Below are 15,320 nucleotides of genomic sequence, written 5' to 3' on the forward strand. Positions count from 1 at the left end.
CGCAAGCCAGGGGAGCGGCCATGAACTACGCCAGAATGGTGATCGAGAAAGAGGCGCCGGAGGAATACGGCTACGACCGCATTCGGTTCAATCTCTCGGAAAGCTCGATCGCCGACCAGAAACTCTCCGACATCGGCCTGTCGCTGCCCGACCTTACGCTGTTCTATGGCGAGCATCGCGGCGACAAGGAGTTGCGCGCGCTGATCGCGGCGCAGGACCAAGGTATCTCCGCTGACGACGTGCTGGTCACGGCAGGCGCTGCGGGTGCCCTGTTCATCATCTCGACCTCGCTTCTGTCCGAGCGCGACCATCTCGTCGTCGTCAGGCCTAACTATGCCACCAACATCGAGACGCCCAAGGCGATCGGCTGCGCCATCTCCTATGTCGATCTCGACTTCGACGAAGGTTTTGCCGTCGATGTCGGCCGCGTCGCGGCCCAGCTGCAGCCAAATACCAGGCTGATCAGCGTCACCTGCCCGCACAACCCGACGGGCACGATGATGGGCCGAGCCGACCTCGATGCGCTGATTGCGCTGGCCGAAAGCCGCAACTGCCACCTGCTGGTCGACGAGACTTATCGCGACCTGTCCTACGGATCGCGCTTGCCTGCGGCGGCTTCGCTCAGTCCCAAGGCGATCAGCGTCTCGTCGCTGTCGAAAGCCTTTGGCATTCCCGGCATCCGCATCGGCTGGCTGATCAGCAGGGATGCCGAACTGCAGGAGCTCTTCCTCGCCGCCAAGGAGCAGATCGGTATTTGCGGCAGCGTCATCGACGAAGGCATTGCGCGCGGCATGCTGGAGCGCCGGGACGCTTTCCTGACCGCACTGCTGCCCAAAATGGCCAGGCGCCGCGAGATCGTCCAGGCCTGGATCGACCGCGAGCCGCTGGTCGATTGGGTGCGGCCGCAAGGGGGCGTCGTCGGTTTTCCCAGGCTGAATGTCGGCTCCGACTTCGACCTCGACCGTTTCTACGTCAATTTGCTGGAAAGCCACGGCACCTATGTCGGCCCGGGCCACTGGTTCGATATGCCGAAGCGGTTTTTCCGCGTCGGCTTCGGCTGGCCGAAAGAAGCGGAATTGCAGGGCGGTTTGCAGGCAATCTCCGCCGCACTGAGGGAATGATTTTCCAGTCCGTTCCGCCAAACGGACCGGAAATCCCTTGATCCCAGATTGATTCGGGCGCACATGCCCCGGCGAACTTAGTTCCCTGGCCGGAACAGCGCCCATCGTGGAAGTGCCCCCGCCGGCCAAGTCTTTGCAACGGGGCCTCTCTCCATGACAGCAGAACAAACGTCGCCGGACCAGCGCTACGCTGCCTTCCGTCACCGCTCCTTCCTGAGTTACTGGGCGGCGCGTTTCCTCACCACCTTCGCCACCATGATCGTGTCCGTCGCGGTCGGCTGGCAGGTCTACGATCTGACGCGCGATCCCTTCGATCTCGGCATTGTCGGCATCGTCCAATTCCTGCCGTCGCTGCTGCTGGTGCTGGTCACCGGCGTCGTCGCCGACCGTTTTGGGCGCCGCCTCATCATGGCGCTGGCGACGGTGACCGAGGCGGGCTGTGCGCTCGTTCTGTTGTACTTCACGCTGCGCGGCCTCGTCAGCCCGCTACCTATCTTCGTCGTGCTGGCGCTGTTCGGCATGGCGCGCGCCTTTTACGGCCCGGCCTCATCGTCGCTGTTCGCCAATCTGGTGCCGCCGGAGGATTTCGGCAATGCGATCGCTTGGAACTCATCGGCCTGGCAGACGGCGACCATTGTCGGCCCGGTCGCCGGCGGCCTGCTCTATGGCGTCTCCGCCGAAACCGCTTACGCCACCGCCTCCGCTCTGATGCTGGTGGCCGGCCTGCTGATCTTCACCATTCCCAAGCCCGCCCAGCGGAGCGCCACCGACAAGCCGACGATGGAGACACTGTTTGCCGGCTTCCGCTACATCTGGAGCGAGAAGATCGTGCTCGGCGCCATCTCGCTCGACCTCTTTGCCGTGCTTCTATCCGGCGCCTCGGCACTGCTGCCGGTCTATGCGCGCGACATTCTCGAACTCGGCCCCTGGGGTCTTGGCTTGCTGCGCTCGGCGCCCGGCATCGGCGCCATCTGCGTTGCGGTGTGGCTGGCCGGGCACCCGCTGCGCGACAATGCCGGCAAGATCATGCTCGGCTTCGTCGCAGGCTTTGGCGCCTTCACCGTGCTGTTCGGCGTATCCACCATCACCTGGCTGTCGATCCTGGCCCTTGCCGGTCTCGGCGCCACCGACATGTTCAGCGTCTATATCAGGGAGACGCTGATCCAGCTGTGGACCCCAGACGAGGTGCGCGGCCGCGTCAACGCCGTCAACCAGGTCTTCGTCGGCGCCTCCAACGAAGTCGGCGAATTCCGCGCCGGCACCATGGCGGCGCTGATCGGCACCGTGCCGGCCGTGGTGATCGGCGGCATCGGCGCGATTGCCGTCGCCGGCCTGTGGGCGGTGCTGTTTCCGCAGCTGCGCCGGGTGCGGCATCTCAACAGCCGCAACTGATCGAGCGCTGGATCCAAGCCACTGGATCCGACGCTCGGGACAATCAGCTTGCGACTATCCGCTTGGGCGGCTGAGATGGCCCGGAGCTGCAGGTCCGCTTTTAGTGCAGGAAAGAAAGATAGCGGACGTTAAACGGGGTGGCAAAGCCCCAACCAACATCAGTCAGTAGGCTTCGATTGTCAGAATTGCGTTCTGGAATCGCTTGGCCGCAAGGTCCTCTGGCGTAATCCAATATTGAAGCGGCCCCATCTCCCCGACGGTCCAGTTTAGCGCCATATCCGGACCAAGTTGGAGCAACAGCAGGTAGCGGTCCTTCATCTCGTCGGCCGCGACCTGGACGACTTCACCCTTGCCAAGCATCTGATGGGTACGAGACATGTGGCGGTGAGACAGGGCGGCAACGACGTCAGGACCGATGAGCGCTGCACCGGCCGAATCTGTCAGTCCCCCCTCGGCGCCTTCGATGGCCGCGAGCGAAAGCCAATCATTCATCACCTGCGGAAGCTTCCTATGATGCGGCCGCCGCACCGAGGATGACGGCATACCGTTGACATGCAAGTCTTCCAGAAAGGTAAGGATTTGCTGCTTCACCTCGGGAGGCGGTGCGTCATAATCCTTCAGTCCGGCATTGACCGTCGGAAAGAATGCGTTGAACATTTTCGAACCGAACGCTGACAATTCGCGCTGCACCGTCCGTAGCCGCCTGGCCTCCGGATCATCTTCGGCAACATCGCCAAGCGCCTTCAGTTGCGCCGTGACATCGGCCGCCTCTTCGCGGTGATATGCCTCCACAAGCTTCCGAACGATCCTCGCCGAATGCCAATTGGCCGGAAATCCCGGATACGGCGTCCAAAGCGTGTCTTTCGGCGCATGATGAGCGGAAAGCAGCGGATCAGGGACGACCAGCGGACCGTAGAAGGCCTCGACCCTTTCGGTCCGAATTTTGTCGGCGACTTCGAAAGCATGCCCTTCGTCCGCACGCGCCGCGACTTCGGCGTCGGTCGGCTCCTCGATCCAGGCAAACTCGACCTCGACCCGGTCATAGTGGGTTCGCTTACCCCGCAAGATTTCGTCCATGGGGTCCGATCCTTGGATCTTGGCGGTGGCCGGCATGTCAAGCGGCGCCCACTTCTGTGTCACCTGACGTGGTTCGTAGCGCGTCGCGAAGTGCATCGCGTCTGCCCCAAACGTGTCGGACATCGGCGCGAAGAAATAGAGATAGCCCTTTTCGGGCAGCAGATCCCGTCCTGGTCCCGGCGGCAGATCCGAACAGTCAATTTGCGCCATGAAATTGAGGCGCTCGAGCAATCCCTCCCGATTGTGAACTGTTGGCCAGTCGAATTCATCGGGGACAATCGGCAGCCCACCAAAATAGCTCATGCTTCGTTGGGGAAGACGCGGCGGAAAGACGTGCTTGATCGCAATGCGCGCGGCTTGCCCACGTTCGATCGCTTCGCGGCCATCGACAGAAATCGGCGGGATCTTGCGCTCGACATGCGCTTTGAACGCCACCTTGCGCTGGTCGTCGCTGTTCTTGGCCTGCTGCTGCATTTCGGCGATCAGCTTTTCTGCCGCAGAGTTAGGTTTGGGCGATATAGCGGGGGCCGCTTCAGAGGTTCGCGCACGGCTTGGCTGTGGCTTGTCTTTTTCTTTTGAAGACGAACCGGAAAACAGCCCGGCAATGCGTTTTGCCCCGCTGTAGATCAGGCTGCCAACGATCAGGAGCATCGCCCCGACCACAAACAGCGGCATCAGCTTTTCCATGACGCTTCCCCCCAACGCCGTCAGCTACGTCACTCCGTCCCGCAACCAAATTATTGCCGTCATATCAGGCGTTGCGCAAGCAAGGGGCCAACCGATCCGCGATTCGCGGCAATACCGGGCGCAGCTCGCGGCAGAGGCGCCGTCGGAGACGGCCGCCGAGTACGGTTGTGGGCATGGCTGTTTCCGCAGCTATGCCGGTTGCGGCATCTGAACAAGCCGCAACTGATCGAGCGCTGGATCTAAGTCGCTAAGTCCGACGCTCGGGCCAATCGCCTTGCGACAATCCGCTTGCGCGGCTGAGATAGGCCCGGAACTGCAGGTGGAGGAAACGATAGCGGACTTTAAATCTCTAGGATCTTGAGCGCCGACAGCATGCCGGCCTCGTCAAGCCCCATAAGCCTGGAGTAGCCGACCACGCCGGCGGCAAGGATGGCGGTAGCCGGCGTTCCATTGCTATCTCGCAAGCTCCAGCACCGTCTGCCAGCGCGGAAGGCTGTGCAGCGGCTCGAAGTCAGAGTCTTGCCGAGTCCATGCTTTTGTATCTTGATTGGCGTGCGGAAGCAGGCGCTCCAGGAGATCCAGCGCGCCATCGAATTCGCCGAACAGACAGTAGAGGCAAGCGATATTGTATTGGGTCAGAATATCGTCGGGATCGATGGCGAGCGCCCGCGAGGCCCAATCCCTTGCACGTTCAATGTTGCCAAGGACGGCGAGCGCATTCGCTCCCAAATAGGCAGGTCGTGGATTCTCCGGGTTGCGCGCCAGTTCGCGCTCGGCGCGCTCCACGGTTCTGCGAGCCGCGTCCTTCACCTGTTCTGGCCGCCCCAAGGATCGGTATGCCGCTTGGAGAAAGTTGACGGATTGAAAGTCTTCCGGCTTGATCTCGGCCGCACGCTCGTAATATCGAACGGCCTGCTCGGGCTTTCCCTGCACCAGGAAAGTGCGGGCGTAGAAATAGTGCGCTTCGAAAAGGTTCGGATTGTTGGCGATCGCCAGCTCGAATTCACGCTCTGCTTCGGCGTAGCGCCGGTTGATCGAGAGGGCAAGGCCACGTGAGGCGTGGGCTTCGGCAAGACCGCTCTCGAGGTCCAGCGCTTTGGCACTGTTCGCCAAAATGCCCTCGACGGAGACCTTCTCGTCATAACGAAGGAAGAGAAACGAATCGCAATCGGCAACGCCGGCATAGGCACGAGCGTAGAGCGGATCAAGTTCGATCGCCTTCGCAAACATGCGCTTGGCTAGCACATAATACGACTTCGACCCACGGTGGAAAAACTCGCGCCCTCTCAGATAGTAGGTGTAAGCCTCGACACTCTCGGTCGGCGCCTGCGTGATCGCCTTCTTTTCCTCCGGCAGCAGCCTGACCTTGAGCTGGTCGACAATGGTGTGGGTGATCTCGTCCTGAATCGCGAAGATGTCCGTCAGGTCGCGGTCATAACGATCGGCCCACAGATGCGTGCCGTCCTTGCCGTCGATCAACTGCGCGGTGATGCGCACGCGCTGGCCGGCCTTGCGGACGCTGCCTTCAAGCACCGTTGCGACATTGAAGCGCCGGCTGACCTCCTGCACGTCGACAGACTTGCCCTTGTAGGTGAACACCGAATTGCGGGCGATCACCGACAGGCCGGAAATCTTTGACAGATCGGTGATGATGTCCTCGGTGATACCGTCGGAGAAATACTCCTGCTCCGGATCGCCGCTCATGTTGTTAAACGGCAGCACGGCGATCGATGGCTTTTCCTTCGCCGGCGCTGGCCTGGCCGACGCTACGCCGTTCGTCGCGCGCGGTGGCGGAGTGCCGGCGAAGAGGTCGACGTTGTAGACACGGACCGGCTGGTCAATGTTCTTGAGGGTCTGCTCGCCGGTGTCCTCGAAGGCGAGGTCGAGCCGGTTGCCGACATTGTCGCGGACCGAGCCCGAGACGGCTACACCGCCTGGCCTGGCGATGCTCTCGATACGCGCCGCGATGTTAACGCCATCGCCGTAGATGTCGTTGTCCTCGAAGATGATGTCTCCGAGGTGCACGCCAATGCGGAATTCAATCCGCCTATCTTCAGGTATGTCAATGTTCCGCTCGCGCATCTTTCGCTGAATGTCGGCAGCGCATGCGACTGCGTTCACCACGCTCGGGAACTCGACCAGCATTCCGTCGCCGGTCAGCTTAACGATTCGCCCCCCGTGCTCGCCGATCTTGCCGTCTACCAGTTCCTTACGATGAAGTTTGAGCGCGGCAAGCGTGCCGACCTCGTTCACTCCCATGAGGCGGCTATACCCAACGACGTCGGCGGCAAGGATGGCTGCGAGTCGGCGCACAAAGTTACCTGTGGATATTGCCTAGTTTGAACCTTCAGTAGCAGGTTCTTGGCGCTACGCCCATGAGAAATCGAGAATCCAAGTTATTGTTCAGCGCCCATCTTGAATGTCTGGATAAGTAAACCTGCGCTCTCGCGTCGCAAAGCCGCGAAGAAGATTGCGCTGAATTGCCCATCATACACCTAATGTCGCCAGTGTTATCGTCTTGAGCGAATATGATCTTCGGAGTTTGGCAACCACCCTCGCTGCAATCAATGAGGTCGATTCTTCCGTTAGTAAAGTCTGCTAATACGCAGCTTTCAACTTATCTCTACGACCGGAATGCGTCGCAAAGCAATCGTCCACGCCTCCCGGACGTAAGTCGTCTTTGGTCAAGCTCGGCCGTTCAGAGTAATTGGACTTTACTCTATCCCGCAGCCGGCTTGCCGAAGATCAGACCCAAAAACTCGCTCAGCCAACGCTTGAGGTGCATGTCCCAGATCAGCCGGCCGCCGAGATGGTCGCGGCCGGGCTGCGCGCCGGGCAGTTCGAAACGGTGCGCTCCTCGCACCACCCAGCGCTGCATCATCATCCTGGTCAGTTCGCCATGGAACTGGATGCCCCAGGCATTGTCGCCATAGCGGAAGGCCTGGTTGGGGTAGGTTTCCGCCGTCGCCAGAAGCGTCGCGTCTTTCGGCAGTGAAAAACCTTCGCGGTGGAACTGGTAGACCATGTCGGGCCAAGGCAGCAGCTTTTTGCCGGCTTCGGTCGGCTTCAACGGATACCAGCCGATCTCGACCAGCCCTTCGCCATGGCCCTCGACCTTGCCGCCGAGATGGTTGGCCAGCATCTGCGCCCCAAGACAGATGCCGAGGAAGGGCCGGTTCTCGCGCAGCGGCACATTCAGCCAGTTGGTCTCGCGGCGGACGAATTCATCCTCGTCATTGGCGCTCATCGGCCCGCCGAACACGACGGCGCCGGCATGCCCTTCCAGCGTTTCCGGCAGGCTGTCGCCGAGCGGCGGCCGACGGATGTCGAGATCGAAACCTTCCTCGAGCAGCATGTGGCCGACCCGGCCGGGGCTCGAAGTCTCCTGATGCAGCACGATCAGGATTTGCGGTTTCGAGCTCGGTCTAGGCGGCATGGAGAGCTGGGATCCTATTCGTCGCTCGACGTTCCGCTGGCGCCCGGTGCTGCGGCCGCCGCCTTGCGGCGCGCCTCGATCCGGTCCTGCCGCTCGACGCCGATCAGTTCGGCGACGCGCCAGACCGTGTTGTCTTCCAGCTCGTGCAGTTCGCCATCGGCATAGACGATCTCCCACATCAGGCCGATGAAGGCCTTGCGCGCATCAGCATCGAGATGGCGTTTCAAGACGCTGGTAAAGGCATAGAGGTCGATCGCCTCATTGTCGGCGCGCTCACCAGCGGCAGCCAGCGCATCGAGCTCGGCGCCGCTGATCGAATAGCTCTGCGCCAGCACTTGCTTCAAGCGCTCCCACTCGACGTCCTGGCGCACGCCGTCAGCGCTCATCACATGATAGAGCAAAGCCGAAGCGGCAACGCGCGGATCGTCGGCATTGGCGCGAGCCCCCGCGCCGGCCGGCAGGTCTTTCAGAAAGGACAGAACGCGTTCGAACATAGTGCTCACATCAGGTCAGGGTTCAAAACAGGCGGAACCGGCGTGGTGATTTCTCCGCTTCGTCTTCGGGGTCGACGCCGGGGTCGTCTGGCAACCGGATAACCTCCTCGGCCGGCTCGACCGCTTCGCTATCCGTCGGCACGGCAGCAAAAGCCGCGGCGGTGACCGGCGTGACATGGTCGTCGCCCACCACCGACTTCGGCTCAATCGGCGCCTCGCTGATCGTTCTGGCGACGGCCGGATGGTCGACAACCTCAGCCTCCTTTGCCGGCTTGGCCGGTGCCGCAAGCACCGGCACCTCGGCTGCCGGCGCGTCCTCATGGCTGTCGATGAGCTGGCCGAGCCGTTCCATCGGTGCGCGCCAGGTGAAGGCGTCGAGCTTGCCGCTAACCGGAGACACCGGCGCCCAGCGCTCGGAGACGACGCCGTCGGCAACCCAGGCCGGATCGCGCGGCGCCCGGACGGCCTTGGACAGCAATTGCCGGATCTTGCCCTGATCGCCGGTCTCGGCCTCCTCGATATCGGCCAGGAGCAGGTAAGCGCCTTCCCGACGATCCATGCGCAGGGCGGCCTCGGCCTCGCGGCGGGCGGTGGAAAAATCCTGCGCGTCGAGCGCGGCGCGCGCCACCGTCATCGACGATTCGGCGTTGTTGCGCTTCAGCTCCTGCAGCTTCTTCGCCCGGTTCAGGCGGTCGACCACCGCATCGCCTGGCCTTGCATGCGTGTAGAGCTCCGAGATCTCCGGATGCGGCTCGGCCTTCCAGGCGGCTTCGAGGATCTTGGAGCCTTTGCGGACATCGTTCTGCTTGAACAAAAGGCTTGCAGCTGCAACCGCGGCCGGTGCGAAATCGGGCGCGAGCTTGTTGGCCTCGAGCGCGGCTGTCTTGGCCGCATTGGGATCGCTGTCGGTCAGCGCCTGCGCCTTGGCGGTCAACAGCACGGCGCGGCGGCGATTGGCGGCGTCGCGTTCGATCTGCCGCGTCGACTTCTGCGCCTCGACCAGCTTCAGCGCGCCGTCCCAGTCGCCGCGCCCGGTCAGGTCTTCGAGTGTCGATTCCGCTGCCCAGGCCAGTTGCGGCGCCACGGCAGCCGCGCGGCCGGCATAGTGGCGCGCCGCGTTGCGGTCGCCCAGCCGCTCGGCTTCGAGATAGAGCCCGCGCAAGCCGAGCAGCCGCATTTCGGGATCATCGAGCATGGCCTCGAATTTCTCGCGCGCGCCCTCATGGTCGCCTTCGAGCAGCGACGCTTGCGCTTCGAGCAGATGGATCAGCGGTTCCTGGTCGGACCGGATCAGCTTGGCCGCTTCCTTGGTCTTCTTGCGCGCCAGCGCGCCATCGCCGGCGCCGGCGGCGATCATGCCGGTCGACAGCGCCTGGTAGCCGCGGTCGCGGCGCCGCACGCGGAAATAGCGCGAGATCGTGTACGGGCTGTTCCACAGCGACTTGATCAGCCACCAGACGATCATCACCGCGGCGACGACGGCAACGATCGCCACCGCCGCCACCATCAGGCTGACTTGGTACAGGTAGCCGTTGAAGGTGACGACCATCTCGCCCGGACGGTCGGCCAGCCAGGCAAAGCCGAGGCCGAGCGCAAAGACGACGGCGAGGAAGATGAGAATACGGATCATCGTGTCGTCCTCATGCCTTCATTGCGCCTGCAATCAGCGCGTCGACCTGCGTCTCGACCTCGATGCGCGCCTTCAGTTTGCCGGCAAAGTCGGCGCCCGCCGCCTTGACCGCGTCCGGTAGCGTCGCATATTCGCTGAGCGCCTTGGCGTAGTCGCCCTGGTTGACTGCCACTTCCATGCGTGCCACGGTTTCGGGCGCGCCGGCACCCTCTACGGCGCCGATCGGCCGTACCTTGACCAGCGATTCGGCGCTCGACAAAAGGTTCTGGAAGAAGCCGGCATTTTCATCGACCGGGGTCGCGGCAGCGACCATCGCATTGGCTGCGGCATCTACCTCGCCGGCGATTTCGATGCGGGTGGGAACGCCTTTTTCGGCATAGGGACGGAGCGCCGCAATCTGCGGCGCATCGGGCGAGATCGCCGCGAAGGTTTCCAGTTCGGCGGCGAACGGCGCGCCGCGGTCGACCGCCGCCTTCAGCGCCGAAGCGGCGATGGCCATCGCGATCTTCGGCTGGGAGGCCTGTGACTCGACCTTGCCGGAGAGCTGCGTCACCGACTGTTCCAGCGCGGCGAGCCGGCCTTCCTGCGCCTTGGCCGCCTCGCCGGCCGATTTCACCAGTGCATCCAGACTCGAAAGCTTTTCGTTGAGCGGGCCGAGATCGACAGGACCGCCGGCCTGGCCGAGGGCCGCGACCGCCGTCTCGATCTGCTTGACCTTGTCGCCAAGCGCGGCAAGCCCGGCATTGTCGCCAGCGCCGCCCTGTTCGACCGCCGATTTCAGCGCTGCAACATCGGCCTTCACCTGATCCAGAGCCGATGACAGACCGTCCACCTTGGCCGTTGCGGCGCCACTGCCGCTGGCTTCCCTGAGGTCGGCGATTTCGCTCTTCAGCGAGGCGATCTCGCCATTGACGCCGTCGAGCGAGACCGTGCCACCGCCCGAACCCGGAGCACCGAGCACGCCGGCAAACTGCAGCCCGCCGGCGGCGGCCAGCGCGATGACACCGCCAATGATGCCGGCGGCAATGCCGTTGGAACGCTTCGGCTGCGCTGCCATGGGCTGGCTCCTCACCTCGGCTGTATCAGGCGTTTCCTTAGATGTACCCGGCTTGGGCGAGGCATCCTCGAAACTGTAATCGGAGGTCCTGGCGTGCGACGGCGCGTCCGAGGCGGCGGGATAAGGCCTTTCCGGTTCGCCGGACACCTTGGCCCCGGTGCTCTCCGGCGCGGCCTGCGCCGCGGCGTCGGAATGCTCCCACGGCTCGAGATCAGCTTGGTCAGCATGAACCGGCTCGTCAGGCGTCTCCGGCTGTGCATCGGCTGTGGCAGCCGCCTCCTCGTGCATGACCGATTCGGCCGAGGTCTCGGTCGCATCGGGGCTAGGGGATGCCGCCACGTCGGCATCAGACTTGGCGGCATCCGCATCGACGATACGCGAGACGGCGCCGGGTTCGAGCTCGATGGTCACCGGCTCCCGGCGGCTTTTCGAATGTCGCATCTTCGGCGTCTTGACCATGCCTGGGCTCCGCAAATCCTGCTTCGTCTCAACGCCTGACGGCGCGTGATGGTTTAAAAATGGTCTAGCACATCACCAAGCGGTGAAAAGGGGCGGCGTGATGACACGGGGTCAGGGGGCCGCACGCAACAGCTCAAGCAACGCCTCCTCCTGCGGTTCCAGGGCCACCACTATTTTTTTGCCGGCGGCATTGCCGAACGCAGCTGCTATGCGCTCGGACAGGGCAAAAACCCGCGCCTTTCCAAGGAGATCGCCCAATTCCGGCCGATTGACCAAGGTCTGCAACGCTGTCGCCGCCTTGGCCGAATAAAGCAGCATCGCATCGACCGCCTGACCGGACAGGCGCGCACGGATTTCATCGTCGGAATAGTTCAGTGAGACGGTGTCATAAGTCTCGATGGCGCGGACCTCGACACTGGCCTGCCGCAGCCGCGTCTCGAAAGCCGGAAACCGCACGCATCCCGTGAGATAGATGATCGCCTTGCCGGAAAGGCCGGCGGCAATCGTATCGGCCAGTTTCTCGGCATCGCCCGGGCCTTCACTAACCGACAAAAATCCTGCCGCGCGCGCCGCTTCAGCCGTCCTTGCGCCGACGGCATGGCAAGGCAAGTCGGCAAGCGCGGCGATGAGCCTTTTCGGCCCATGGCGCACGGCATTGGCGCTGGTCATCGCGACGGCCACGGCATTGTCGCCTGCAGCGCCAGCATCGACCGGCAGCCCTACTGTTTCGGTCAATGGCAGAAGGAGCGGCTCAAATCCCAGCTCCTGCAGCCGCCGCATGGTGCGCGACGCCCCGGGTTGCGGCCGCGTCACCAGGACACGCATATCAGACCCAGCCGTCGAAGAAGGTTTCGCCGGCCTTGGCCCGCACCGTCAAGGCGGCTTCCATGCCGATACGGGCGGCATCTTGCGCCGGACCCTCGGCCTTCACCTCATGGGATTGCGTGCCATCAGGCGAAATGATCAGCCCGGCGAAGACCAGCGTGCCGCCTGCTATCGTGGCATAGCCGGCGATCGGCGTGCGGCAGGAGCCGTCTAACGCCGCTAGGAAGGCGCGCTCGCAGGCCAGCGCCTGGCCCGTCGGCACATCGTGGATGGCCACCAGCATCTTTTCGACCGCACTATCGCCGATGCGGGTCTCGATGCCGATCGCACCTTGCCCCGGCGCCGGCGGAAAAGCGTCGAGCGGCATCAGATCGGTAACGACATGGCCGAGCCCCAGCCGCTTCAGCCCGGCATGGGCGAGGATGGTGCCTTCGGCGACGCCTTCCTCCAGCTTGCGCAGCCTGGTCTGCACATTGCCGCGGAACATCACCACGTCGAGGTCCGGCCGCATGCGCCGGATCAGCGCCTGGCGCCGCAGCGACGACGAGCCGACCTTGGCGCCCTGCGGCAGGTCGATGATGCGCTTTACCGCCTTGCCGATAAAGGCGTCGCGCGCATCCTCGCGCGGCAGGAAGGCGGAAAGCTCCAGCCCGTCGGGCAGCACCGTCGGCATATCCTTGGAGGAATGCACGGCGATGTCGATCGTGCCGGCCAGCAGCGCCTCTTCGATCTCCTTGGTGAACAGGCCCTTGCCGCCGGCTTCCGACAGCGGCCGGTCCTGGATGCGGTCGCCGCTGGTCGAGATGACGACCACCTCGAAGGCTTCGGCCGGCATGCCATGCGCTTCCATCAGCCGCGCCTGCGTCTCATGCGCCTGCGCCAAGGCCAGCGGGCTGCCGCGTGTTCCGATTTTCAAAGTTTGCATGGCGCGCGGTCCGTGATAACCCCCGGCTGGCTTTGCGTTTCCGGCACTCTCCCTAACGAGGCCCGCCTCTACTAACTAGGAAAGTCCGGCGACACAATCTCTGGAGACAGCGACGAATTGATCCGCGTTCTGGGCATTGAGACAAGTTGCGACGAGACCGCAGCCAGCGTGGTGACGCTGGATGGCGTCGCCGCGCCGGTCATTGCGTCCAACATCGTGCTCAGCCAGATCGAGGAGCATGCCGCCTTTGGCGGCGTCGTGCCGGAGATCGCCGCGCGCGCCCATGTCGAGGCGTTGGACGGCATCGTCGAGGCAGCCCTTGCCGATTCGGGCGTTGCCCTCGGCGACATCGACGCCATCGCCGCGACCGCCGGCCCCGGTCTGGTCGGCGGGCTGATCGTCGGCCTGATGACGGCCAAGGCAATTGCCGCCGCGGCCGGCAAGCCGCTGATCGCCATCAACCATCTTGAAGGCCATGCATTGACCGCCAGGCTGACGGACGGGCTCGACTTTCCCTATCTGCTGCTGCTGGTTTCCGGCGGCCACACGCAAATCGTCGCCGTGCGCGGCGTCGGCGACTATCAGCGCTGGGCGACGACCATCGACGACGCGCTCGGTGAGGCTTTCGACAAGACGGCGAAAATGCTCGGCCTGCCCTATCCCGGCGGCCCGAATGTCGAAAAGGCGGCAGCAACGGGCGATGCGACCCGCTTTGCCTTTCCACGGCCGATGAAGGGTTCGGCGCAACCCGATTTCTCCTTCTCCGGTTTGAAGACCGCCGTGCGTCAGGCGGCGACCGCCATTCAGCCGCTGAGCGAACAAGATGTCGCCGACATCTGCGCCTCGTTCCAGGCGGCAGTGGCCGATGCGCTGGGCGACCGCGTTGCCCGTGCGCTGGCCCGCTTTCGCCAAGAATTTCCGGACAAGGCCATGCCCTCGCTGGTCGTTGCCGGCGGCGTCGCCGCCAATCGCACGATCAAGGCGACGCTGCACAAACTGTGCGCCGAGGCCGGCTTCGCCTTCGTCGCGCCACCGCTGAAGCTGTGCACCGACAATGCGGCGATGATCGCTTGGGCGGGCATAGAGCGCCTGCGCGCCGGCATTGCCGACGAAAACGCCGCCGATTTCGTGCCGCGTTCGCGCTGGCCGTTGGACTCGATCTCGGCGCCGATGGTCGGCTCCGGCCGGCGCGGAGCGAAAGCATGAGCGCCCGGGAGAAGACCGGCTGGCGTGTTGCCGTGCTCGGAGGCGGCGCCTGGGGCACTGCACTGGCACTGGCCATGTTGCGCGCCGGCCACGATGTCCGGCTCTACGCCCGCGATGAGGAAACGGTCGCCGCCATCCACCGCGGTGAGAACCCGCGCTATCTCCCCGGCATCGCCATCGAGCCCGGCATCGCGGCGACGAGCGATATCGGCGCTGCGCTGACTGACGCCGATTGCGTGCTGGCCGTGGCGCCGGCGCAAGCGCTACGCGCCATGCTGACGACGACAAAGCCCCATATGCCGAAAGGCATTCCGCTGGTTCTTTGCGCCAAGGGCATTGAGCGCGACACCGGCGCGCTGTTGTCGGCAATCGTCGCGGACATTTTGCCGGAAACCCCGGTCGCAGCCTTGTCCGGCCCAAGCTTCGCCGCCGATGTCGCCAGGGGCCTGCCGACCGCAGTCGTGGTCGCCGCCCGTGATGACGCCCTGGCGGCCGCGCTTGCCGCCCGGTTTTCGGCGGAAAACCTGCGCTGCTATTCCAGCGACGATTTGATCGGCGTCGAGATCGGCGGCGCGCTGAAGAATGTCTTTGCCATCGCAGCCGGTGCAGTCACCGGCGCCGGGCTCGGCGCCAGCGCGCAGGCCGCCATGGTGACGCGCGGTTTCGTCGAATTGCGCCGCATCGGTGCGTCCTTCGGTGCAAAACCGGAGACGCTGATGGGGCTTTCCGGCCTCGGCGATTTGCTGCTGACCTGCTCGTCCGCCCAGTCGCGTAATTTCGCCTACGGCTTGGCCTTGGGACAAGGCAAACCGCTTGCCGGCCTGCCACTCGCCGAAGGCGTGCCGACGGCGGCGATCGCCGCCCGCATCGCCACCGAGCGCGACATCGACGCGCCGATCATTACTGCGGTGTCGGCGATACTGGACGGCACGATCACCATACGGCAGGCTGTGTCCGCCCTGATGACGCGGCCGCTGAAGACCGAAACCGACCTCTGATCCCGAACAACCC

The 15,320-nt window shown here is 64.0% G+C and carries 13 protein-coding genes; 4 read left to right on the plus strand and 9 right to left on the minus strand.

Going from position 1 to position 15,320, the window contains the following annotated elements:
• The first annotated feature begins 20 nt into the window (after positions 1-20).
• A complete protein-coding gene (locus AC04SH_RS04420; RefSeq protein ID WP_488574076.1) occupies positions 21-1,121 on the plus strand; it encodes an aminotransferase class I/II-fold pyridoxal phosphate-dependent enzyme in 1,101 nt (366 codons plus the stop codon).
• Positions 1,122-1,274: 153 nt separating this feature from the next.
• Positions 1,275-2,513 carry an MFS transporter gene (locus AC04SH_RS04425; RefSeq protein ID WP_488574077.1) on the plus strand — a complete coding sequence of 413 codons (1,239 nt, stop codon included), beginning with the start codon at positions 1,275-1,277 and terminating at the stop codon, positions 2,511-2,513.
• Between the two features lie 162 nt (positions 2,514-2,675).
• Here the strand turns inward: AC04SH_RS04425 and AC04SH_RS04430 are convergent, their stop codons facing one another.
• From AC04SH_RS04430 to hemC, 9 genes are all read right to left on the minus strand, one after another.
• Entirely contained in the window at positions 2,676-4,277 is a 1,602-nt protein-coding gene (locus AC04SH_RS04430) for a DUF1963 domain-containing protein (RefSeq protein ID WP_488574078.1), read from the minus strand.
• 341 nt (positions 4,278-4,618) lie between these two features.
• Positions 4,619-4,741 carry a hypothetical protein gene (locus tag AC04SH_RS04435; RefSeq protein ID WP_488574257.1) on the minus strand — a complete coding sequence of 41 codons (123 nt, stop codon included), beginning with the start codon at positions 4,739-4,741 and terminating at the stop codon, positions 4,619-4,621.
• Entirely contained in the window at positions 4,731-6,536 is a 1,806-nt protein-coding gene (locus tag AC04SH_RS04440; RefSeq protein WP_488574249.1) for a TPR end-of-group domain-containing protein, read from the minus strand. Before AC04SH_RS04440 ends, AC04SH_RS04435 begins: the two co-directional genes overlap by 11 nt.
• Before the next feature lie 460 nt (positions 6,537-6,996).
• A complete protein-coding gene (locus AC04SH_RS04445; RefSeq protein ID WP_488574079.1) occupies positions 6,997-7,713 on the minus strand; it encodes a glutamine amidotransferase in 717 nt (238 codons plus the stop codon).
• Positions 7,714-7,727: 14 nt separating this feature from the next.
• Complete coding sequence (locus AC04SH_RS04450; RefSeq protein ID WP_488574080.1) at positions 7,728-8,207, minus strand: tellurite resistance TerB family protein; 480 nt, start codon at positions 8,205-8,207, stop codon at positions 7,728-7,730.
• Between the two features lie 22 nt (positions 8,208-8,229).
• Positions 8,230-9,837 (minus strand): heme biosynthesis HemY N-terminal domain-containing protein, encoded by a 1,608-nt coding sequence (locus tag AC04SH_RS04455; protein WP_488574081.1) that lies wholly within the window; start codon positions 9,835-9,837, stop codon positions 8,230-8,232.
• Positions 9,838-9,847: 10 nt separating this feature from the next.
• Complete coding sequence (locus AC04SH_RS04460) at positions 9,848-11,353, minus strand: COG4223 family protein (RefSeq protein ID WP_488574082.1); 1,506 nt, start codon at positions 11,351-11,353, stop codon at positions 9,848-9,850.
• A gap of 111 nt (positions 11,354-11,464) precedes the next feature.
• Positions 11,465-12,178: a uroporphyrinogen-III synthase gene (locus tag AC04SH_RS04465; RefSeq protein WP_488574083.1), complete on the minus strand. Its 714-nt coding sequence runs from the start codon at positions 12,176-12,178 to the stop codon at positions 11,465-11,467.
• A 1-nt stretch (position 12,179) separates the two neighbouring features.
• Positions 12,180-13,103, minus strand: coding sequence for a hydroxymethylbilane synthase (gene hemC, locus AC04SH_RS04470; protein ID WP_488574084.1), 924 nt, complete (start codon positions 13,101-13,103; stop codon positions 12,180-12,182).
• Positions 13,104-13,223: 120 nt separating this feature from the next.
• Between hemC and tsaD the strand changes: the two genes are divergently transcribed.
• Positions 13,224-14,309 (plus strand): tRNA (adenosine(37)-N6)-threonylcarbamoyltransferase complex transferase subunit TsaD, encoded by a 1,086-nt coding sequence (tsaD, locus tag AC04SH_RS04475; protein WP_488574250.1) that lies wholly within the window; start codon positions 13,224-13,226, stop codon positions 14,307-14,309.
• Positions 14,306-15,307: an NAD(P)H-dependent glycerol-3-phosphate dehydrogenase gene (locus AC04SH_RS04480; RefSeq protein ID WP_488574085.1), complete on the plus strand. Its 1,002-nt coding sequence runs from the start codon at positions 14,306-14,308 to the stop codon at positions 15,305-15,307. The genes tsaD and AC04SH_RS04480 overlap by 4 nt, the downstream gene beginning before the upstream one ends.
• The last annotated feature ends 13 nt before the right edge of the window (positions 15,308-15,320 follow it).

Source organism: Mesorhizobium sp. CNPSo 4688, assembly GCF_057784295.1.